This window comes from Achromobacter sp. Root565, assembly GCF_001427425.1.
GTDB lineage: Bacteria > Pseudomonadota > Gammaproteobacteria > Burkholderiales > Burkholderiaceae_B > Achromobacter > Achromobacter spanius_D.
The window spans coordinates 1-21,849 of the sequence record NZ_LMGO01000005.1 but is presented as its reverse complement, the minus strand read 5'-3'; the positions used below and the strand labels follow the sequence as shown (position 1 = coordinate 21,849).

17 protein-coding genes are annotated in these 21,849 nt (G+C 64.7%); 11 read left to right on the top strand and 6 right to left on the bottom strand.

The annotated features are described in order from the left end of the window. Nucleotides 1-46: 46 nt before the first annotated feature. Nucleotides 47-946 carry a lipid A hydroxylase LpxO gene (gene lpxO / locus ASD71_RS16725; protein WP_056567064.1) on the bottom strand — a complete coding sequence of 300 codons (900 nt, stop codon included), beginning with the start codon at nucleotides 944-946 and terminating at the stop codon, nucleotides 47-49. Between the two features lie 151 nt (nucleotides 947-1,097). Between lpxO and dnaE the strand changes: the two genes are divergently transcribed. From dnaE to ASD71_RS16690, 7 genes are read left to right on the top strand one after another with little or no spacing between them, the layout of a single operon-like run. Continuing rightward, nucleotides 1,098-4,589, top strand: coding sequence for a DNA polymerase III subunit alpha (gene dnaE, locus ASD71_RS16720; protein WP_056567063.1), 3,492 nt, complete (start codon nucleotides 1,098-1,100; stop codon nucleotides 4,587-4,589). 2 nt (nucleotides 4,590-4,591) lie between these two features. Next, nucleotides 4,592-5,692 (top strand): glycosyltransferase family 4 protein, encoded by a 1,101-nt coding sequence (locus tag ASD71_RS16715; protein WP_056569338.1) that lies wholly within the window; start codon nucleotides 4,592-4,594, stop codon nucleotides 5,690-5,692. After that, nucleotides 5,689-6,537 carry a polysaccharide deacetylase family protein gene (locus tag ASD71_RS16710; protein WP_056567062.1) on the top strand — a complete coding sequence of 283 codons (849 nt, stop codon included), beginning with the start codon at nucleotides 5,689-5,691 and terminating at the stop codon, nucleotides 6,535-6,537. Before ASD71_RS16715 ends, ASD71_RS16710 begins: the two co-directional genes overlap by 4 nt. Further along, nucleotides 6,534-7,286 (top strand): glycosyltransferase family 2 protein, encoded by a 753-nt coding sequence (locus ASD71_RS16705; RefSeq protein ID WP_056567052.1) that lies wholly within the window; start codon nucleotides 6,534-6,536, stop codon nucleotides 7,284-7,286. The genes ASD71_RS16710 and ASD71_RS16705 overlap by 4 nt, the downstream gene beginning before the upstream one ends. Then, entirely contained in the window at nucleotides 7,283-8,398 is a 1,116-nt protein-coding gene (locus tag ASD71_RS16700; RefSeq protein ID WP_056567049.1) for a glycosyltransferase, read from the top strand. Before ASD71_RS16705 ends, ASD71_RS16700 begins: the two co-directional genes overlap by 4 nt. 18 nt (nucleotides 8,399-8,416) lie before the next feature. Beyond that, nucleotides 8,417-9,142, top strand: coding sequence for a polysaccharide deacetylase family protein (locus tag ASD71_RS16695; protein WP_156395217.1), 726 nt, complete (start codon nucleotides 8,417-8,419; stop codon nucleotides 9,140-9,142). Beyond that, the gene (locus tag ASD71_RS16690; protein ID WP_056567045.1) at nucleotides 9,117-10,265 is read left to right on the top strand and encodes a glycosyltransferase family 4 protein; all 1,149 of its coding nucleotides are present in this window, start codon (nucleotides 9,117-9,119) and stop codon (nucleotides 10,263-10,265) included. Before ASD71_RS16695 ends, ASD71_RS16690 begins: the two co-directional genes overlap by 26 nt. A 26-nt stretch (nucleotides 10,266-10,291) precedes the next feature. On the opposite strand, the gene ASD71_RS16685 is transcribed toward ASD71_RS16690, so the two are convergent. Genes ASD71_RS16685 through ASD71_RS16675 form a run of 3 tightly spaced genes read right to left on the bottom strand, consistent with a single transcriptional unit; the run spans nucleotide 10,292 to nucleotide 12,322 of the window. Continuing rightward, nucleotides 10,292-10,573 (bottom strand): YkgJ family cysteine cluster protein, encoded by a 282-nt coding sequence (locus tag ASD71_RS16685; protein ID WP_082578978.1) that lies wholly within the window; start codon nucleotides 10,571-10,573, stop codon nucleotides 10,292-10,294. Continuing rightward, entirely contained in the window at nucleotides 10,570-11,334 is a 765-nt protein-coding gene (locus ASD71_RS16680; RefSeq protein WP_056567040.1) for a YdcF family protein, read from the bottom strand. Before ASD71_RS16680 ends, ASD71_RS16685 begins: the two co-directional genes overlap by 4 nt. A gap of 19 nt (nucleotides 11,335-11,353) precedes the next feature. Further along, entirely contained in the window at nucleotides 11,354-12,322 is a 969-nt protein-coding gene (locus ASD71_RS16675; RefSeq protein WP_056567038.1) for a glycosyltransferase family 9 protein, read from the bottom strand. Between the two features lie 102 nt (nucleotides 12,323-12,424). Between ASD71_RS16675 and msbA the strand changes: the two genes are divergently transcribed. From msbA to ASD71_RS16655, 4 genes are all read left to right on the top strand, one after another. Next, nucleotides 12,425-14,200: a lipid A export permease/ATP-binding protein MsbA gene (msbA, locus tag ASD71_RS16670; protein WP_056569335.1), complete on the top strand. Its 1,776-nt coding sequence runs from the start codon at nucleotides 12,425-12,427 to the stop codon at nucleotides 14,198-14,200. 165 nt (nucleotides 14,201-14,365) lie between these two features. After that, nucleotides 14,366-16,171, top strand: coding sequence for a monovalent cation:proton antiporter-2 (CPA2) family protein (locus ASD71_RS16665; RefSeq protein WP_056567035.1), 1,806 nt, complete (start codon nucleotides 14,366-14,368; stop codon nucleotides 16,169-16,171). Between the two features lie 134 nt (nucleotides 16,172-16,305). Beyond that, nucleotides 16,306-16,533 carry a hypothetical protein gene (locus ASD71_RS16660; RefSeq protein ID WP_056567030.1) on the top strand — a complete coding sequence of 76 codons (228 nt, stop codon included), beginning with the start codon at nucleotides 16,306-16,308 and terminating at the stop codon, nucleotides 16,531-16,533. Between the two features lie 217 nt (nucleotides 16,534-16,750). Next, nucleotides 16,751-18,241: a diguanylate cyclase gene (locus ASD71_RS16655; protein WP_056567027.1), complete on the top strand. Its 1,491-nt coding sequence runs from the start codon at nucleotides 16,751-16,753 to the stop codon at nucleotides 18,239-18,241. A gap of 65 nt (nucleotides 18,242-18,306) precedes the next feature. Here the strand turns inward: ASD71_RS16655 and ASD71_RS16650 are convergent, their stop codons facing one another. Both ASD71_RS16650 and rng read right to left on the bottom strand, forming a co-directional pair. Beyond that, nucleotides 18,307-19,008 carry a DUF3053 domain-containing protein gene (locus ASD71_RS16650; RefSeq protein ID WP_056567024.1) on the bottom strand — a complete coding sequence of 234 codons (702 nt, stop codon included), beginning with the start codon at nucleotides 19,006-19,008 and terminating at the stop codon, nucleotides 18,307-18,309. 396 nt (nucleotides 19,009-19,404) lie between these two features. Next, complete coding sequence (gene rng / locus ASD71_RS16645) at nucleotides 19,405-20,868, bottom strand: ribonuclease G (protein WP_056567022.1); 1,464 nt, start codon at nucleotides 20,866-20,868, stop codon at nucleotides 19,405-19,407. Between the last annotated feature and the right edge of the window lie 981 nt (nucleotides 20,869-21,849).

The following is a 21,849-nucleotide window of genomic DNA, read 5'->3' as shown; positions in this document are numbered from 1 at the left end:
AATGCATTGCGGCCCTTTTTCTGCAGCATGTCAGAAGCGTCGGTTCTTACAACGCCAAAAACCCAACAATCACCAGCGCGATCAGCCCGTACTTGGTGGCCTTGTACGCGGTGCGGTTCCACTTCTTGAAGGCCTTGCGCTTCTGGTCCAGCACCCAATGCGCGTGGGTCAGCTTGTTGATCGCGCCCGTCTGGTCGCCGCCGTCGTTGGGCGAGCTTGCCGCGGACATGACCTTGCGGCCGAACCAGCCGTTGAAGGCTTCGGCCCAACGCCACTTGAGCGGACGCTCGACGTCGCAGAACAGGATGATCCGGTTCTCGCCCGTCTTGTTGTAGGCCTCGTGGACGTATGTTTCGTCGAACACCACGCTTTCGCCATCGCGCCAGCTGTAGTGCTCGCCGTCCACGATGATGTGGCAGCCGTCGTCGTTCGGCGTCGCCAGACCCAGGTGATAGCGCAGCGATCCGGCAAACGGGTCGCGGTGCGGGTTGAGCTGGCCGCCCGGCGGCAGCTCGGCGAACATGGCGGCCTTGACCTTGGGCAGGCCCTTCAGGATGGCGACCGTTTTGGGGCAGAGTTCCTCGGCCGACGGGTGGCGGGCGTCGTACCACTTCAGGTAGAACCGCTTCCACCCATATTTGAAGAACGAGTTGAAGCCGATGTCGTTATGGGTGTCGGCTGCCTTGATCCGGCGAAGCTCGGCCATCTGCATGGCTTCTTCGCGGATCGTCTCCCAGTTGTCGTCAAGCACCTTCAGTTCGGCGATTTCGCTGGTCGTCAGGTAAGGCGTGGTCGGCACACGGGACGTCAGCACCATGAAGGCGTTGATCGGCGCCAGCAGCACCGAATGGTCCAGCATTTGCCGTCCCAGCGGCAGTTTGACGCGGCCTCGGAAGTGCGCGAACAGGATGGCGGCAAGCCAGATCCCAGGTATGAGCCATTTCATAGGTATATCTCGTCGTGCGACGGGGTAGTGCGGGTTGGGTCGTATTGTCCCACAAGCCTCCGTGGGGGATCCCGTCAGGATGGGATGCATCCGGGCGGATTCTGATGCAAGGATTGTCCTGAGGCGGTCGGCCGCTGGGTACAATTCCGCTATGTCCGAAGCCGTAACGACCCCGACCCCATTTGTTCACCTGCGCGTCCACTCCGAGTTCTCGGTCGTGGACGGTACGGTGCGTATCCCCGACCTCATCAAGCGCGTGGCCAAGCTGGGCCAGCCCGCCGTCGCCCTGACCGATCTGTCGAACCTGTTCGGACTGATCAAATTCTACAAGGGCGCGCGCGGCGCGGGGGTCAAGCCCATCGCGGGCTGCGACGTCTGGATCGCCAACGACGAAGACCCGGCCAAGCCCTTCCGCCTGCTGTTGCTGGTGCGCAACCATCAGGGCTACCTGAATCTGTGCGAACTGCTGTCCAAGGCGTTCCTGACAAATCAGGGCAAGGGCCGGGCGGAAATCCGCCGCGAATGGCTGCAAGGGCAGGCTGGCCTTATCGCCCTGTCCGGCGGGCGGCTTGGCGACGTCGGTCAGGCGCTCGAAGCCGGCAACGCCGTGTCGGCGCTGGCCCTGGCGCGCCAGTGGGCGCTGATGTTCCCGGGCAGCTACTACCTCGAACTGCAGCGCGCCGGCATGGACGGCGACGAAGGCTACTGCCAGGCCGCCATGCGGCTGGCCTCCGAGGCCGGCCTGCCGGTGGTTGCCACGCATCCCGTGCAGTTCCTCGACGAATTCGAATTCCAGGCCCACGAGGCGCGCGTCTGCATCGCCGAAGGCGAAATCCTGGCCAACCCGCGCCGCGTGCGCCGCTTCTCCAAAGAGCAGTACCTGCTCAGCTCCGAGGAAATGGCGCGCCGGTTCGCCGATGTCCCGTCGGCGCTGGCCAACACGGTCGAAATCGCCAAGCGCTGCAACCTGAGCCTGGTGCTCGGCAAGCCGCGCCTGCCCAATTTCCCCACGCCAGAAGGCGTGACGCTCGACGATTACCTTGTCCAGCTCTCGGAAGAGGGCCTGGAAAAGCGCATGGAGTTCCTGTTCCCGGACGCCGCCGAGCGCGAGTCCAAGCGCGAGCAGTATTACGAGCGGTTGCGCTGGGAGTGCAAGACCATCATCCAGATGGGCTTTCCCGGTTACTTCCTGATCGTGCAGGACTTCATCAACTGGGGCAAAAACAACGGCGTGCCGGTCGGCCCGGGCCGGGGCTCGGGCGCCGGTTCGCTGGTGGCCTACGCGCTGGGCATCACCGACCTCGATCCCATCCGCTATGACCTGCTGTTCGAGCGCTTCCTGAATCCCGAGCGGGTCTCCATGCCCGACTTCGATATCGACTTCTGCCAGGACAACCGCGAACGGGTCATCGACTACGTCAAGGAAAAATACGGCCGCGCCGCCGTCAGCCAGATCGCCACCTTCGGCACGCTGGGCGCCAAGGCCGTGGTGCGTGACGCCGGCCGCGTGCTGGACATGCCCTACATGTTCTGCGACGGCCTGTCCAAGCTGATCCCGTTCAACCCGATGGATCCCTGGACGCTCGAGCGCACCCTCAAGGACGAGCCCGCCTTCAAGGACCGCTACGAGCAGGAAGAAGAAGTCCGCGCGCTGGTCGACCTGGCCAAACCGCTCGAAGGCCTGACCCGCAACATCGGCATGCACGCGGGCGGGGTGCTGATCGCGCCCGGCAAGCTCACCGACTTCTGCCCGCTGTACTGCCAGCCGGGCCAGGAAAACAGCGCGGTCTCGCAGTTCGACAAGGACGACGTCGAGGCGGCCGGTCTGGTGAAGTTCGACTTCCTGGGCCTGCGCAACCTGACCATTCTGGATTGGGCCGTGCGCTACGTGCGCCAGTTCAACGCCGAAAAGCGCGACTTCGACGTCATGGCGCTGGCCCTGGACGATCCGGCGGCCTACAAGATTCTGTGCGACGCGAACACCACCGCGGTGTTCCAGCTTGAATCGCGCGGCATGAAAGAGCTGCTCAAGAAGCTGCGGCCCAACACGTTCGAAGACATCATCGCCATGCTGGCCCTGTATCGTCCGGGGCCGCTGGAATCGGGCATGGTGGACGACTTCGTGAACCGCAAGCACGGGCGCGCGGCCGTCGATTATTTCCACTCGGACCTGGAAGCCACCCTCAAGAGCACCTACGGGGTCATCGTCTACCAGGAACAGGTGATGCTGATCTCCCAGATCATCGGGGGCTATTCGCTGGGCGGCGCCGACCTGCTGCGCCGGGCCATGGGCAAGAAAAAGCCCGAGGAAATGGCCAAGCACCGCGAACTGTTCGAACAGGGCGCCAAGGAAAAGGGCCACGATCCGGACCTGGCGGTCAAGCTCTTCGACCTGATGGAGAAGTTCGCGGGCTACGGCTTCAACAAGTCGCACTCGGCCGCATACGCGCTGATCTCGTACCAGACCGCCTGGCTGAAGGCCTACCACCCGACCGAGTTCCTGGCCGCCACCATGTCCTCGGACATGGACGACACCGACAAGGTCCAGATCTTCTGCCGCGATGCCCAGGACAACGGCGTGGAGGTGCTGCCGCCCGACGTCAACCATTCGGGATACCGGTTCGAACCCGTCGCTGACAAGCACACCGAAAAAGGCAAGCCGCCGCGCACCATGCGTTACGGCCTGGGCGCCGTCAAGGGCACTGGCCAGGGCGCCGTCGAGGACATCCTGCGTGCGAGGAAGGAAGGCGGCCCGTTCCTGAACCTGTTCGACTTCTGCCGCCGCGTCAGCAAGCAGGCCGTCAACCGCCGCACCATCGAGGCCCTGATCAAGGCCGGCGCGTTCGATACCATCGAACCGAACCGGGCCGCGATGCTGGCCTCCGTGCCCACCGCCATGGAAGCGGCCGAGCAGGCCGCGCGCAGCGCCAATCAGGCCTCGCTCTTTGGCGACGACAGCGGCGACGTGGTCGCCGGCGAACTGGCCAAGGTCGCGCCCTGGGATCTGCACAAGAAGCTGACCGAAGAGAAATCCGCGCTGGGCTACTACTACAGCGGCCACCTGTTCGATGCGTGGCGCGACGAAGTGCGCCGCATCGTGCCGATGCAGTTGGCCCGCGTGGAGCCGCAGCGCGACCTGCAATGGATGTGCGGCGTGCTGGCCAGCGTGCGCGTCATGATGACCCGCCGCGGCAAGATGGTCTTTGCCGTGCTGGACGACGGCACGGCCCAGGTGGAAATCTCGGTCTTCAACGAACTCTTTGAAAAGCACCGCAACCGGCTGCGCGAAGACCAGCTCGTCATCGTGCAGGGCAAGGTCAGCAACGACGACTATTCGGGCGGCATGCGCATCGTCGCCGAGCAGCTCTATGACCTGCAGCTTGCGCGCGAGGCCCGCGCCAAGTCGCTGCGCGTCAAGCTCAACGGCAGCGCCGACGCGGCGCGCCTGCGCCAGATGCTCAATCCGTTCCGCGCCGAGCCCGAGAACGGCATTCCGGGCGTGCCGGTCGACATCGTCTACACCAAGAACAATTTCCTGTGCACGGTCCGGCTTGGCGAAGAATGGCGCGTGCGCATGGCTGACACGCTGCTGGCCAACCTGAACGCGTGGACCAAGCCAGACGGCGTGGAGGTCACTTACTAATGATGGCCGGCCTGCGTATCGTGCATTCGGAAGCCGCCACCAGCTTCGGCGGACAGGAAGGACGTATCTTCAAGGAAATGCACGCCATGCGAGCGCGTGGCCATCACCTCGAAGCGATATGCCAGCCGCGCGCGCAATTGACCGAACGTCTGCGGGATGCGGGCTTCACGGTGCATGCCGTCGACATGGCCGGTCCGGTCAACTACCTGAAGGGCGTGGCCGCCGTCCGCCAGATTTTGAAGGCAGGGCGGTTTGACGTGCTCAATACCCACAGCCGGCGCGACACGGTCATTGCGGCCCTGGCCGGCCGCATGGTCGGCACGCCCCTGATCGTGCGCACGCGCCACCTGTCCAACGTGGTCGGCTCGATGTGGTCTTACACCATCCTGCCGCACCGCGTCACCGCCGTCAGCGACCACGTGCGCAAGTACCTGATCAGCCGCGGCGTCCCGGCCGAGAAGATCGCCACCGTATATTCACCCATCGTGCTGCCCGCGCCGGTCGAACACTCCACCTTGCGCGGAGAACTCGGCCTGGCCGACGATGACATCGTCGTGGGCTGTGTGGCCGTCATGCGCGCCACCAAGGGCCATAAGGACCTGATCGACGCCATCGCGCCACTGATGGCCGTGCGTCCGAAGCTGCACATGGTGTTTGTCGGCGCCGGCTCGCCGGTCTTCGAGCAGACGCAGGCGTACATTGCGGAACGTGGCCTGCAGGACCGGATCCACCTGATGGGCACGCGGCGCGACGTCCCCAATCTGCTGGCGGGATTCGACCTCTTTGCCCTGGCCACCCAGCAAGAGGCATCCGGCACGGTCTATGTCGAAGCGCAGGCCAGCGGCCTGCCGGTCGTGGGCACCAACGTGGGCGGCGTGTCCGAGATGTTCCGCGACGGCGTGACGGGTTTTCTGGTTCCGTCCAAGGACCCGCTGGCGCTCACCGCGGCCCTGGAGCGCCTGATCGACGACCCGGCCCTACGCCGCACCATGGGCGAGGCCGGCCGCAAGATGGTCTGGGAAGAGGGCGTCTTTTCCCCCGCGCGCCTGGCGGAAACCACCGAAGCGATCTACAACCGCTGGCTGGCGGAGCGCCGCAAATGAACGCGCCCAACGTTCCGGTGCTGATGTATCACCACGTCACGCCGGCCGGCGGCATGATCGCCGCCACGCCCGACGTCTTCGAAGCGCAGATCTCACGCCTGGCCCGCGCCGGCTACCAGTCGCTCACCGCCGCGCAGTTCGCGGCCTATCTGGCGGGCGGCGGCGCGCCCGAACGCTCCGTGCTCATCACGTTCGACGATGGCTACCTGAACAACTGGGTGCACGCGCATCCCGTCCTGGCCCGTCACGGCATGCGCGCGGTGCTGTTCACCATCACAGGCTGGATCGGCGACGGCCCCGTGCGGCCGCACGCGGGACAGGGCGGTGCGTTGCCTCCCACGCCCGACCACCACGCCTGCAAGGAACTCGTGGCGTCTGGCCGTGCCGACGAAGCGATGCTGCGCTGGAGCGAAATCGAGGCCATGCAGGCCGCCGGCACCTTCGAATTCCATTCGCACACGAATACGCACACGCGCTGGGACAAGGTCTGCGGCGCCGATGTGAACGCCAAGCGCGAGCGCATCGCCCAGGACCTGCACGACTCGCGTGACACCCTCATCCGCCGGCTTGGCGGCGTGAGCGATCACCTCTGCTGGCCGCAAGGCTATTTCGACGCCGACTACGTGGCCGCCGCGCGGCAGGCCGGTTTCCGGCACTTGTACACTACCGACCCTTTCGGCCAGAACCTGCCCGGCGCGGATCCCGGTCACATCTTTCGTTTCGCGGTGCGCAATCGGGGCGGGTCCTGGCTGAACCGCCGGATCTGGCTGTCGCGCGACCCGTTCTGGGGCCCGCGCTATCACGCCTGGAAGGCCTGGAAAAAGCGTCTTAGGAATCGCGGATGAAGTTATCAGTCATCATCATCACCAAAAACGAAGCGGCCAACATCGCCGCCTGCCTGAAGTCCGTCTCGTTCGCCGACGAGTTCATCGTCGTCGATTCGGGCAGCACCGACGGCACCGTGGAGCTGGCGCAGGCGCTGGGCGCCCGGGTCGAAGTCACCCCCGACTGGCCCGGTTTCGGTCCGCAGAAGAATCGCGCGCTGGATCTGGCGACGGGCGACTGGGTCCTGTCGATCGACGCGGACGAGCGCGTCACTCCCGAGCTGGCGCAGGAAATCCAGGACGTGCTGCGCGCGCCCCAGGCCGACGCCTACGAGATCGCGCGCCTGTCCAATTTCTGCGGCCGCGACATCCGCCACAGCGGCTGGTGGCCCGACTACGTGCTGCGCCTCTTCAAGCGCGGCACGGCGCGCTTTACCGACGCCGCCGTCCACGAACGCGTGGTCCCCGCCAACGGCCGGCCCCTGCAGATGCGCGGCTACTTCAATCACTATCCGTACGACAACCTGGACGCGCTGATCAACAAGGTCAACCGTTACTCGTCCGACGCGGCCGCCATGATGTATGCCAAGGGCAAGCGCACGTCGGTCTTCGGGGCGCTGGGCCACGGTTTCTGGACCTTCGTGCGCATCTACCTTATCCGGCGCGGCTTCCTGGACGGCCGCCACGGGCTCGTGCTGGCCGTGACCGCGGCGGCGGGCAGCTTCTTCCGCTACTCGAAGCTGATGTTCCTGGCAGAAAACAAAAAGTGAAGATCCTCTACACGAACTTCCACGCGGGCAACGGCGGGGGCCACGTCACCTACATCATCAACCTGGCCAAGGCGCTGGCCCGCGATCACGAGATCACCGTAGCGGTGCCGGCCACCAGCCGGCTGTACCGCTACGCCAAGGCCATTCCGGGCGTCACGGTGGTGGACATGCGCTACACGACCCGCCCGTCGTCCTGGTTCAAGGACCGCGCCCGGCTGCAGCGCCTGATCGCCGACGGCCAGTTCGACATCATCCACGCCAACGGCTCGGCCGATCACAAGCAGGTCATGCTGGCCACGCTGGGCATGCGGCGCCGGCCGCGCATCGTGTTCACCAAGCACAACGATCACCCGCTGACCAGCTTCGGGCACAAGCTGCGGGTGGCGCTGGCCACCGATCACGGCATCGCCGTCAGCGACTACATCCGCGGCATGATGGAGCAGTCGCCTTACCGCAAGCGTCCCATCACCACCATCCGGCACGGCATCGACACCAATTTCTTTGCCCCGCCGCCGCCCGAAAGCCTGGATAAGCTGCGCGAACTCTTCTTTGGCCCGGACTGGCAAGGCAAGCTCCTGCTGGGCAGCGCCGGGGGCACCGATTACGACAAGGGCTGGCTGGACCTGGTAGCCGCGGCTGCCGCGCTGCCGCCTGCCGACAAGGCACGTATCTTGCTGATGGTGGCAGGCGATCCGCCCTCGGAGGCCAAGCTGGCGCGTGTGCGCGAACTCGGCATGATCGATCAGGTGAAGTTTCCCGGGCTGCTCGATGACGTGCGCGCCGCGCTGGCGTCCTGCCATGCGGGCTTTGTCCTGTCGTACCGCGAGGCGCTGTCGTTTGCCTGCCGCGAGATCATGGGGCTCGGGCTGCCGGCGCTGGTCAGCGATGCGGGCGGCCTGCCGGAAAACGTAACTGACGGCGTGGATGGCTGGATCGTGCCCACGCGCGACATTCCCGCCATGACCGCCAAGCTGCGTTTCATGCTGGACAATCCGGACGCGGTTCGCGAGATGGGCAGCAAGGCGCGTGAGACGAGTTTGCGCGACTTCAACCTGCAACGTTTCGCCAGCGCCACGGTGGATGTGTATCAGCGTACGCTTGGCGGACGCTGAGCCATATAATGTCGATCTATGTCTATTCCAATCCTTATGTATCACCAGATTGGCGAGCCCAACCCCAAGGGCACGCCGTTTCGCGGACTGACGGTACATCCCGATAGCTTTGCGCGTCAGATGTGCTGGATGCGCCGGCTTGGTTATCGCGGTCTGTCCATGCGCGACGTCATGCCCTACGTCCGCGGCGAACGCCAGGGCAAGGTCTTCGGCATCACGTTCGACGACGGCTACCGCAACGTGCATCACAACGCGATGCCGGTACTGAGTGAATTGGGATTCACCGCCACCAATTATTTCGTGGCCCGGCAGTTCGACGGCGGCAACGTTTGGGACCTGCAGAAAGGCATCCCGTTTTCGCCGCTGATGAGCGTGCAGGAAATGCGGGAATGGGCGCAGGCTGGCAACGAAGTCGGTTCGCATACGCTTGACCACGTCCATCTCCCCGAACTCGCGCCCGACGAAGCGCGGCGCCAGATCATCGAGTCCAAGGCCGAACTTGAGCAGGCGCTCGGCGCGCCTGTCACCGCGTTCTGTTATCCGTACGGCGACCACGGCCCGGAACACCAGGCCATGGCGCGCGAGGCCGGCTACGACAACGCCACGCTCACCAAGCGCGGACTGGCGGCGGCGTCCGACGATCCCTTCGGCCTTCCGCGGGTGACGGTCGCGCGTTCCACCAACATCATCCGCTTTCTCCAGAAGTGCCTCACCCGGTATGAAGACAGCCGCCGCCGCTCGTAATCGGCGGCTTCGCATCGCGCTGTTGGTTGACCGCTTCGGCAATCGTTTTGGGGGCGCCGAGGCTTATGGCGTCGAGTTGATGCGCGTGCTTGGCAAGCGGCACGACGTTGCCGTGGTCGCGCGCGATTTCGACAGCGATCTGCCGTTCGACTACCTGCCCGTGCGGTTTCCCGGCTGGCTGCCCAGCTGGACGCGGGTGTTGTATTTCGCCTGGCGCGCCGACCGCCTCACCCGCGGCCGCTTCGATATCGTCCATTCGCACATGAACGGCTGGGCGGGCGAGATCCAGGTGATGCACGTGACGCCGGTCCGTTACAACCGCGTCACGCGGGTCAAGCCCTTGCAGCGCGTGACCGCGTGGCTCAGCCCGCGCCTTGCCACCTATCTGACGCTGGAAAAGCTGCGCGTGCGCAAGACGCCCCGGCGGCGCGTGGTGGCGGTGTCGGGCCTCATCATGGATCAGCTGCACCTCAGCTACGGCGAACAGCTTCCCGTCGACATCATCGCGCCGGGCGTCAAGCTGCCCGCCCCGGATGGCGACGGCGCGCGCGCGGCCACGCGCACGCGGCTGGGCTGGGGCGCCGACACGATCGGCTGTCTGCTGGTGGCGCGCAATCCGCTGCGCAAGGGGCTGCCCGCCTTGCTGGACGCGCTGGCGCTGCTACCTCCCCGTTACAAGCTTTTGATCGTGGGAGCCGACGAGCCCACCCGCGACCGCGTCCGCGCCGCCGGCGACATCGCCCGCCGCGTCACCTTGGTCGACCCCACTCCGGACGTCGGCCAGTATTTCAACGCGGCCGACATCTACGCCCACCCGACGCTGAACGACAGCTACGGCATGGCGCCGCTGGAAGCCATGTCGCACGGCCTGCCGGTCATCGTCAGTTCCCCTGTCTATTGCGGATTCGCGCAGTATCTGACGGCGGGCACGGATGCGCTCATCCTGCAGGACCCGCGTGATGGCGCCCAGTTGGCGCAGGCGCTGGAAAGCCTGGGTTCGGACCCGGAGCTGCGCGCGGCGCTCACGTCGCGCGGGCTGGAAATCGCCCGCGACCAAAGCTGGGAGACCGTGGCATCGCGCTACGAGGCGCTCTACGAGCAGGTGCTGCTCGAGCGCAATTGAAAAACGGGGCTCTGCGAGCCCCGTTTTCAGTGGTGCGGCGCTGTCGCGCGCTCCAGGTCGGCCAGCCAGTGGACCGCGTACTCACGGTCCGGGCCGCACATCTCGTGTTCAGGCTGAAGCCCGCCGCAGAAGTCCGGGCGGGAAGGGTCGCCAAAGATGGCGCACCGCATGTCCGGCAGCAGTTGAATACAGGGCACGCCAGCGGGCTTGCCCTGCGGCATGCCCGGAATGGGCCGCGTGATCGACGGCGCGATGCAGCACGCGCCGCAGCCCGAACGGCATTCCAGCGCGGCGCCGGCCAGGCTCATACCCATCCGCGCAACCAGTAAACGAAGAGTCCCGCGTATTCCTTCACGATCGAGCGGCTGGCGTCGAACGTGCGTTCGTCGGGCAGCCACAAGGACAGCGACCCGTCAGCCGGCGCCACGATCTGCGGCGGCGCGGGGGCGGCAATCACTTCCACGCCCTGTTTAGAAAAGGCCGCCATCGCGCGAGGCATGTGCAACGCGGACGTGACCAGCAGCACCTTGCCGATGCCGCGCGACTTGAGCTGGTCTTCCGTCAGCATGGCGTTTTCGTAGGTGGTGCGGCTAGCGTTTTCCAGAATCAGCGCCGACTCCGGCACGCCTTGCTGGCGGATCGCATGCGCCATCCCGCGGGCTTCGCTGACATCGCCCTCCAGCGCGCCGCCCGACAGCAGCACCTTGGGCGCGCGGCCGGCCAGATAGAGGTCGGCTGCGGCATCCACGCGCACCACGGCCGTGTCCTTGTCATAGGGCAAGAACCAGTTGGCGCGGCCGTTCGCCGTGTTGCCGCCCAGCACCACGATCGCGTCGGCCGTGGGCATTTCGGCGGCGGGCTTGTGCGGATACCGGTTCTCCAGCGCCCCGCCGGCCCACAACGAGGTCGCGGGCAACGACCAGGCCAATGCCCAGAGCAGGCCCGCGGCGACGAGGGAAAGGCCGATCTTGCGAAGCCGGAACAGTCCCAGCACCAGGCCAAGGACCACCAGGGTGATGCACAAGTTGAAGGGAATGATCAAATTCGTGAGATAGCTGGAAAAGGTCATTTCTAGACTGTCCTGATTACTACGTACCATCCAGCAGGCGTTCGGCCTGCCGTGCGACTTCCTCCTGCGACGGCCAGGCCTGGTCGGTGCCGACGCACACCGCGCGCGGGGACCAGGGGCCGGTGCGCTGCGGCTGCGTCACGCCGAACAGCGTGAGCTGCCGGGCCGACGCCGCCGCTGCCACGTGCGATACGCCGGAATCGTTACAAATAACCAGCGTGGCCCGGGCGGTCAGCGCCGCGAAGGCGCCCAGTCCCAGCGGCGGCAGCAACTGCGCCGTCGGCGCATTGCGCCGGGCTTCGTCGGTTTCGGCCGGAGGGGGGCACATTACCACGGTATGGCCGAGGGCCTGCAGGGCGCGCGTCAGTGTATCGAATCCCGGCCAGACCTTGATCCGGCCCTTGTGCAGGCCGGTGGCGGTGGGCGCGATCAGAACGAAGGGCCGGCCTTCCAGCCCCGCCTGAGCCAGCGCCTCGCCGGCCGCGCGCTCATGCGCCGCCGTCAGCGGCAGGTCCAGCGTCGGCCGCGGCTGGACGGGACCGCTGGGCAGATTCCAGCGGGTCAGGGCTTCGCGGGTGAGGTGATGCCAGGACTCGACGGCGTGCATCGGCTGGGCGGGCTTGGCGAACGGCCAGCGAAGCAGGAAGCTGCGGCCGTCGTCGCGGTAGCCCGCCGACGGCACGCCCGCCAAGCGGAACACCAGCGCGCTGGACAGGGAATCGGGCAACAAGAGGCCGCGGGCGCGGCGGCCCTGCGAGCCCAATCCCCGCCGGTGCGCGCTCACCGCCGCCCGGTCCGGGCCCACCTTGCCCCGCATGGGGATGAAATCCAGCTTCTCCACGCCATCGAGCAGATCGCGGGCCCAGGGACGGGCGCAAAGAACCAGGGGCAGACCGCTTGCGGCCAGGGCGCGCAGGCTGGGCAGGCTCATGCAGACATCGCCCACCCAATTGGGCAGACGGACATACAGGCAGCTGATATCGGACATGGAAGGGCGCACGGGCGCGGATAGGGCTAAGGGGCAGGGACGGCGCGCTGGCGCGCAGCCGGTACAATCCTGGGCACAATTGTATTAAAGCGAGTGATTCCTTTGAATTCTGCCGCACGGAATGCGCCAGCGGGCTCCCAGCCCGTCAAATCCGAACTCTGGTCCCGGATCTACAGCCGCGTGGGTTCCTATTGGAAGGGCTTGCTGGCGGCCGTCCTGCTCATGGCCGGCGCCGCCGCCACGCAGCCGGTGCTGGCAGTCATCATGAAGCCCCTGCTCGACGGCGGCTTCTCCGGCGCCAAACCGTACTACGTCTGGACGCTGCCGCTGGCGGTCGTCGGTTTGATCCTGGTGCGCGGCATCTGCAACTTCTTCAGCGACTACCTGCTGGCCTGGGTGGCCAACAACGTGCTGCTGGGCATGCGGCGCGACATGTTCGAACGCCTTCTGGGCCTGCCCGACGCGGACTTCAAGCGCGGCGACACCGGCCGCCTCCTGAACCGCTTCACCATCGACGCCGGCAACGTTACCGGTTACGCCACCGACGTCATCACGGTGCTGGTGCGCGAAACCCTGGTGGTCATCGCCCTGATCTGCGTCCTGCTTTACATGTCGTGGGTGCTGACCCTCATCATCCTGGTGATGCTGCCGGTCTCGGTCATGATCTCGCGCTTCTTCATCAAGCGCCTGCGCCGCATCAACCGCGAAACCGTCAACATGAACGCGGAACTGACCCGCGTGGTCGGCGAGGGCATCGACGGCCAGCGCGTCATCAAGCTGTTCGACGGCTACGAAGTCGAACGCGGCCGCTTCGATTTCGTCAGCCGCCGCCTGCGCCGCTTTGCCATGCGCACCGCTACCGCCGATGCGGCGCTGACGCCGCTGACCCAGGTCTGCATCTCGATCTCCGTGGGCGCGGTCATCGCCGTGGCGCTCAGCCAGGCCAATAGCGGCTCGCTCACCGTGGGCAGCTTCGCCTCGTTCATGGCCGCGCTGGCCCAGATCTTCGACCCCATCAAGCGCCTCACCAACGTGGCCGCCCGCATGCAGAAAATGCTGGTGTCGGCCGAAAGCGTGTTCACGCTGATCGACCAGGTGCCGGAAAACGACACCGGCACCAAGGAACTGCCCGAGCCCGTGCGCGGCAAGGTCGAATTCCGCAACGTGTCGCACCGCTTCCCCGACGCCGACCGCGACACGGTCAACGACATTTCCTTTGTAGTCGAACCCGGCCAGACCGTCGCCCTGGTGGGCCGCTCGGGCAGCGGCAAGACCACGCTGGTCAACATGCTGCCCCGCTTCGTGCTGACCGACAGCGGCCAGATCTTCGTAGACGACGAGCCCATCAACGACCTGACGCTGCGCAGCCTGCGCTCGCACCTGTCGCTGGTCAGCCAGGACGTGGTGCTGTTCGACGACACCATCGCGGCCAACGTCGGCTATGGCGCCCTGGGCAAGTCCAGCGAGCAAAAAGTGCGTGACGCGCTCGCTGCGGCCAACCTGCTTGAATTCGTTGAAGGCCTGCCGCAAGGCATCAACACCCCGGTGGGTGAAAACGCCGCGCGCCTGTCCGGCGGCCAGCGCCAGCGCCTCGCCATCGCGCGGGCACTCATCAAGAACGCGCCCATCCTGATCCTGGACGAAGCCACCTCCGCGCTCGACAACGAGTCCGAACGCCAGGTGCAGGCCTCTCTGGAACGCCTGATGAAGGGCCGCACCACGCTGGTCATCGCCCACCGCCTGTCCACCGTGCAGAACGCCGACCGCATCATCGTGCTGGACGCCGGGCGAATCGTCGAACAGGGGCCGCATGCGGAACTCCTGGCCGCCGACGGACTGTACGCTTCGCTGTACAAAATGCAGTTCCGGGAAGACTGAGCCGCCGCGCGCCGTTCCCCAGACGCCGCCCTTCGGGGCGGTTTTTCATTGCCGAAGTTCCTGTTTGCCAATCCCGTGGTTTGCCGGAAAATGGCCCCAGCCCGCGCGTAGCGGGCTGGGCGGCGTCGCAGGCGCTTCGGCCCGCCATGCAACCAGGAGCGCTCCATGACCCTGCCTTCCGAAGGCAATCAAGTCCTCAACGTCGTCGTCTTGCTCGGCGCAGCGGTAATTGCCGTCCCACTGTTCAAGCGTCTCGGGCTGGGCTCGGTCCTGGGCTATCTGGCTGCCGGCCTGGCGATCGGTCCCTACGGCATCGGTTTTTTCTCCGATCCCAAATCCATCCTGCACGTGGCCGAACTCGGCGTGGTGATGTTCCTTTTCATCATTGGCCTGGAGATGCAGCCCTCGCGTCTCTGGAAACTGCGCGGCGAGATCTTCGGGCTGGGCGTCGCGCAGGTGCTCGTCTGCGGCGCACTGCTCACGGGCGTGGGGTTGCTGGCGGGCCTGTCGGGCGCCGCGGCGTTCATGGCGGCGATGGGCTTCGTGCTCTCTTCCACGGCCATCGTGATGCAGATCCTGGCCGAGCGCGACGAGACCACCAGCGCGCAGGGCCAGCGCATCGTCTCCATCCTGCTGCTTGAAGATCTGGCGATCGTTCCTCTGTTGGCGCTGGCCGCCTTGCTGGCCCCGGCGGGCAGCGGCAGCGATGGCGATCCCTGGCTGCAGGCGGCCATCGCGCTCGGCTGCATTCTGGCGCTGCTGGCCGCGGGCCGGTGGCTGCTCAATCCGCTGTTCCGTCTGCTGGCCGCGGCGCACGCCCGCGAAGTCATGACCGCGGCCGCCTTGCTCGTCGTGCTCGGCGCGGCGCTGCTGATGGAACTGGGCGGCCTCTCCATGGCCATGGGCGCGTTCCTGGCCGGCGTCCTGCTGTCCGAGTCCACCTTCCGGCATCAGCTCGAGGCAGAAATCGAACCCTTTCGCGGCATTCTCCTCGGCCTCTTCTTTCTGGGCGTGGGCATGTCGCTGGACCTGTTGGCCGTGGCGCGCGAATGGCCGCTCATCCTGGCGGGCGTCGTCGTCTTCATGGCCGTCAAATCCGTGGGCGTGTATGTCGTGGCGCGCCTGCTGCGCGCGACGCACACCGAGGCGATCACCCGCTGCGCGTTGCTGGCGCAAGGCGGCGAGTTCGCCTTCGTGCTCTACAGCGCGGCCGCTGAAAAAGGCATCTTCGATGCGCACACCGGCGCGGTGCTGACCGCGGTCGTCATCATTTCCATGGCGCTCACGCCGCTGTGCGTCCTGGCGTTGCGCTGGCTATTGCCCAAGCCCGTGCCCTCCATGGACGGCGTGGACGTGGCCCGCGATTTGGACGGCTGCGCGCTGATCGTCGGTTTTGGCCGTTTCGGCCAGATCGTGACGCAGGCGATGCTGGCCCGAGGGGTCAAGGTATCCATCCTGGACACGGATACCGACGCGATTCGCGCCGCCGCGAAATGGGGCGTGAAGGTGTATTACGGGGACGGTACGCGCGCGGACATGCTGCGTTCCGCCGGCGCCGAGAACGCCTGCGCCATCCTCGTCTGCATCAACGACCCTCGCGCCGCCACCCATATGGTGCAGCTCATCAAATCGGAATTTCCGCTGGTGAAGTTGGTGGTGCGGGCGTACGACCGTATACATTCGCTGGCCCTTGCCCGCGAAGGCGTGGATTTCCAGGTCCGCGAAACGCTGGAGTCGGCGCTGGTGTTCGGCGAAGCGGCGCTGCGCGCCATCGGCGTGCCACCGGAAGAGGCCGAGGAGGTCATCCAGGACGTCCGGCAACGCGATAACGAACGTTTCGACCTCGAAGTAGCGGGCGGGCTGTTCGCGGGCCGCTCATTGCTCTACGGAAATATGACTGGCCAACCGGATGGCATAAACGACCGGCCTGACCGCGAAACCAGCGACACCGCCACCAGTCCATCCGCCTGATGACCCTTTTTCGGCGCGCATTTCGGGTTCTTTGCATTACTTTACGTATCATTTCACGCGCAAAATCAAACAGCTAGAGTAGATTGATCCTCAATGACGCTTCACTCAGGAAGCGCTTTTGCCAGGGGGCTGCCATGCTGCAAACGGACCGTAATTCGACCTCGTCGCACGCCATCGGAATCGAGCTTGCCCGGCGTCAGGCCATGACGCTTCGCTGCGGATTCTCCGGCGTGCTCACCCGCCAGTTGATGGCGCACGCCGGCGCGGTAGGGCCCGCATGGGCCATCAACGCCCACCGCGAAACCGACAAGGCGCGTGGCGCCAAGGCCTTCCCCTTCCGCATCGCCGCCGCCGTCTCCTGAAACCCCGGCCCGGGCGCGCGGCGCCCGTCGCCAGGTTGGCGCCGCGTCGCCGGCCAACCCATCCCGCCATCAATACCCGCCACCCGCGCTGATCGCCGCCTACGGCTTCGTGCCACGGGAGGCGATGCCTTGCGCCCGGCATCGGACACCGGCATCATCATGCAGAACTTGCAGATGAACCACGCCATCCCGACCGCCATCGCGAAGGAGCGCCGTATTGAATTCCCGCGGGATCGTGCACCGTACCCTGTACGCGTTGGCCGGCATCGTCGCCATCGGTATCTGTGCGGCGGCCATCTCCCTGTTATGGATGGATCGCCGCGTCACGTGGGAAGCCGCTTACGTATCGGCCCGCAATCTGGCCAGCGTGCTCGCCGCGGACATCGGCCGCACGCTGCACGTCTACGACTTGTCGCTGCAAGGCGTGGTCGAGCGCCTGCAAGAGCCCGGCATTGCCGACCTCGACCCGCAATCCCTGCACCGGTTCCTCTTCGACCGCTCGGCCACGGCAGCGTATCTTGGCGCCATCGTCGTGCTCGACGCGCAAGGCAACATCCGCTACGACTCGCTCGCCTTGACGCCGCCGAAGCTCAATTTTGCCGACCGCGATTATTTTCAGGCGCACCGGGACGCCGACCGCGTGGGGCTCTTCGTCAGCCGGCCCTACAACAGCCGCCTGCGCGGTGGCGATGAAGGCATCGCGATCAGCCGGCGCATCACCAATGCCGACGGCAGTTTCGGCGGCGTGGTGGCCGGCTCCCTGCGCACGGCGTACTTCCGCGACCGCTTTGCCGAAGTGTCCATCGGTCCGCACGACGCCATCACGGTCTTTCGCAACGATGGCGCCGTTCTCTTGCGCAATCCGTACTCAAGCGCCGACGCCGGCAGCGGCATCGACGTGCCGCTCGATTTTCAGCAATACCTGATTGGACGCGAGGGCGCGTTCGTCGGCGTACTGTCGCACGACGGCGTCAATCGGCTCTACGCGTTCGACGCCATCGAAGGCACGCCCTTGGTGATCGACGTCGCGCTGGCCGTCGACGACCTGCTCGAACCGTGGGTGCGTCGCGCCGCGCTGATCGTGCCCATCACGTTGGCGCTCTTTGTCTCGGTGATGGCGCAGATCGTCCTCTTCAGGCGCGAGATGCGCTGGCGGCACGCGTTCGAAACGCAGTTGGCGCGTCAGGCCCAGACGGACGGGCTGACCGGCATCGCCAACCGGCGCACATTCGACGAAACGCTTGACGTGGAATGGGCGGCCGCGCGGCGCGATCGCACGCCGCTGTCGCTGCTGTTCCTGGATGCGGACCACTTCAAGCGCTACAACGATCGGTATGGCCACCAGGAAGGCGACGTGCTGCTCAGGACGCTGGCCCGCACATTCCAGAACAAGGCGCGCCGCCCGCGCGATCTGGCGGCCCGTTATGGGGGCGAGGAGTTCGTGGTGCTGTTGCCCGGGACCGGCCTCGAACAAGCCTTGGACATCGCCGAAGGCATCCGGCGCGCCGTCGCGGAGCTGGCCGTTGCACACGAAGACAACGAAGACGGCATCGTCACGGTCAGCATCGGCGTGGCCACTGCCGTTCCACAGGACAACGACGCCGCGGCTGCGCTGGTGGAGGCCGCCGACGCCGCGGTGTATCAGGCAAAGGAATCGGGCCGCAATCGTGTGGCGGCCGCGCCTGACGTGAAAGCTCTTCACGCATGAAAAAGCCCCGCCGCACCTTCAGGTGGCGGCGGGGCGATGTGGACTGCTGCGAGCCGACGCGGCGCTTAGCGGCCCATCACCACGGCTTGCAGACGCGTCTGTGCCTGCTGCACATTCTTGGCCTGCGCGTTCATCTCTTGCAGCAGCTTGTTCAGCTCGGCCTGCACGGAGTTGTCCGTCACCGTCACGCTGTTGCCTGAGATCTCGATCTTCGACTTGTTCGCTTCTACGTAGTCGGCAACCTTCAGGGCGACGTCGTAGGTGGCGTTGATCTGCGGCAGCACGTCGGCAAACGTGTCGGCCGGCAGGGTAATGGTCTTCTCGTATGCCTTGTCGTACACGACCTTCAGGTCTTCAGGCTGCTTGAGCTGGGCGCGAGCAGCGTCGGCCTTGGCGCGGTGTTCCTTCAACGCCGCATTCATGTCGTTCAAACCAGCACGCACGGTCTTCAGGTCCTCGCGACGCGTCACGATATCGTTCACCGAGCGCACCTGGCCCTTCTGCAGGATCCCCGACAGCGGCTTGACCGACGCGTCCATGCCGGCATTGAAGTCGGTGATCACCGCGTATTGGGCCGCGTAATCGCCAAACGACTTCTTTTCTTCTTCGGTCAGTTTTGGCACGCGCACGCCCGGCTTGTCCACGATGCGCGTCTGCAGGAACTGCGTGAACGCGGCGCGCTGTTCGGGCTCCTTGTCGCCGCAGGCAGCCAGCATGAGCGGCAGGGCCGCGACCAGCACCAGGAACGGACGGAATAGGGACTTCATTGCAATGACCTCCGAATGACTAGGGGAAAAACGCCGAGACGGTTACCGACCCGGCAAAGCGCCCGCAGCTTAGCGATAACCCTTAGTCGCCGCCATCGGTTTCAGAATTCATTGCAAACGAATCGTTAAGTCACAAAATCCACACATATCGAGTTGAAGCGCGTAGGCGAATCAGGTAAGCGTTGTCGTCATCGCGCACGCATTCAATGCAATGCGCGGCGGAGAATGGCTTGCAGTGCGGTTCATCGCCCGACTCGCTGGCCAGGATGCCGTTGCCAAATGCCTGACATTTCTGCCGCGTGAACCCGTGGATCTCGTGATGCGTAAAAGAAAAAAGCCGCGCTAAGGTGCGCGGCTCTTCCTTCAGTCCGATGACTAGGCATTCTTCTGATGCTGTCAAACCAGGATGATGTCGTATTTCTCCTGCGAGTACGTCGCCTCCACTTCCAGCGACACCCGCTTGCCCACGAAGTCGCCGAGCATCGCCAGGTGCTGGCTTTCCTCTTCCAGGAAAAGGTCCACTACTTCCTGCGACGCCAGAATGCGAAACTCCTTCGGATTGAACTGCCTGGCCTCGCGCAGGATTTCCCGCAGGATTTCATAGCAGACCGTGCGCGGGGTCCGCACATTCCCCCGCGATTGGCACATGGGGCAGGGCTCGCAAAGCTGATGCGCCAGCGAATCGCGCGTGCGCTTGCGCGTCATTTCAACCAGACCCAGTTGCGTGAAGCCATTGACGGTCATGCGGGTCCGGTCGCGTGACAGCGCCTTCTTCAATTCCGCCAGCACCGTGTCGCGATGTTCCTGCTCCTCCATGTCAATGAAGTCCAGGATCACGATGCCGCCCAGGTTCCGCAAACGTAGTTGGCGCGCAATCGCCTGCGCCGCCTCAAGGTTGGTCTTGAAGATCGTGTCGTCGAAATTACGGCCGCCCACAAAGCCGCCGGTGTTGACGTCCACCGTCGTCAACGCCTCCGTCTGGTCGATGATCAGATAGCCGCCCGACTTCAGGTCGACCCGGCGCGACAGCGCGCGCGCAATCTCATCGTCCACATTTGCCGTATCGAACAACGGCCGCTCGCCGCTGTAATGCTGGATGCGGTCCACGACCGACGGCGTGTAAACACGCGCCCATTCCAGCATCGCGGCACTCGTCGTGCGCGAATCCACCAGGATCGTTCCGGTCTCCGGGCCCACCATGTCGCGCAGCACCCGCTGCGCCAGTGTCAGGTCCTGATGCAGGAGCGCGGGGGCGGGCTGCGTACGCGCCGCCGCCTGCACACTCGTCCACAGCTTGCGCAGATACTCCACATCGGCGGACAGCTCCGCGTCGTTGGCGCCCTCTGCCTGCGTGCGCACGATGAACCCGCCTTTTTCATCAGGCGGCATCAAAGCCTGCAGACGTTCCCGCAACTGGATGCGTTCCGACTCGGCGTCGATCTTCTGCGAAATACCGATGTGCGGGTCATGCGGCAGGTAGACCAGCATCCGCCCGGCCATGCTGATCTGCGTCGACAGCCGCGCGCCCTTGGTCCCCAGCGGATCCTTCACCACCTGCACCATGAGGGTCTGTCCCTCAAAAATCAGCTTCTCGATGGGCGTCGGGGTCAGACCTTGGCTGCGCTCACTGCGATTCTCGCGAAGATCCGCAATATGGATGAACGCCGCGCGCTCTAGCCCAATATCAATAAAGGCGCTCTGCATCCCCGGCAGCACCCGAACCACCCGACCCAGATAAATGTTGCCAACGTGGCCCCGCTGAATGCTTCTTTCGACGTGCAGCTCCTGGACGGAACCCTGTTCCACCAGCGCAACGCGGGTCTCGAACGGGGTGACGTTGATCAGGATGTCTTCGCTCATGGCGATCGCAGGGGGCATAACGTTTCTGTCTCCAATGAGGTGCGGCGTACAGGCGAATAGTAAACGTACATACTAGTCCCGCAATCAGGGGCCGCCGCCCTCTATATATATAGGGAAGATCGCCCATAAGCCATCCCACGCTTGGCAGGGCAGGGCCGACGCGCCTGGAAACCGCTGCCCCGAACAACAAATTTGCGACATCGGCGTGACAGCGCAAAATTCTGTGCTATAGTCTCGCTCCTTCGCAGCTCAGACAGTTTTGAGACGCGAAGCCAAGCAAGTGCAACAGGCGAAGCGGGACAACCCAACCTCACCTGCCGCAACGGCAATCAGAAATGAGCGCCCCGCGGTTATTGCAAGGATCGACGCAAATTAGGCAGAAGCCAGTTGCAAGATCTGCAAAAATTGTGCTATAGTTTCGGGCTTGGCAGTTACTGAAAAATTAGGGTTTACCCTGATGTTTCGATAACTGCTAGGACAGGACGAAAGTCCTGGCGAGACCTGAAGAGGTCGCCGCAAGAAAGCGAAGCAAACTGCGAAAGCAAAAAGCGAAGCAAACTGCGAAAGCAAAAAGCGAAGCTGACTTGACAAGCGATAAAAACTTCTTCATAATCTCGTTTCTCTGCTGCAACGACAGCGACGACGCAAAAGCGAAGTTGGCCGGAGTTGAAAGTAGAAACCAGCAGTACAGAATTTAGCAAGACCGCTCTTTAACAATTAAACAACCGATAAGTGTGGGCGCTTGATGCGAGTGCAGCGATTGGGTTTCGGCCTGGTCGCAAGCACAAGAAATCAAGTGCTCACTAGAAGTGAAGTACCTTAGACGTCAAGTTTAAGAACATACCTCACTTCCTTTGAGTAGCGACGTATGACCTGGTTTGGATTTATTCAGACCAAGAATACGAAACAAATACAGAGATTAAACTGAAGAGTTTGATCCTGGCTCAGATTGAACGCTAGCGGGATGCCTTACACATGCAA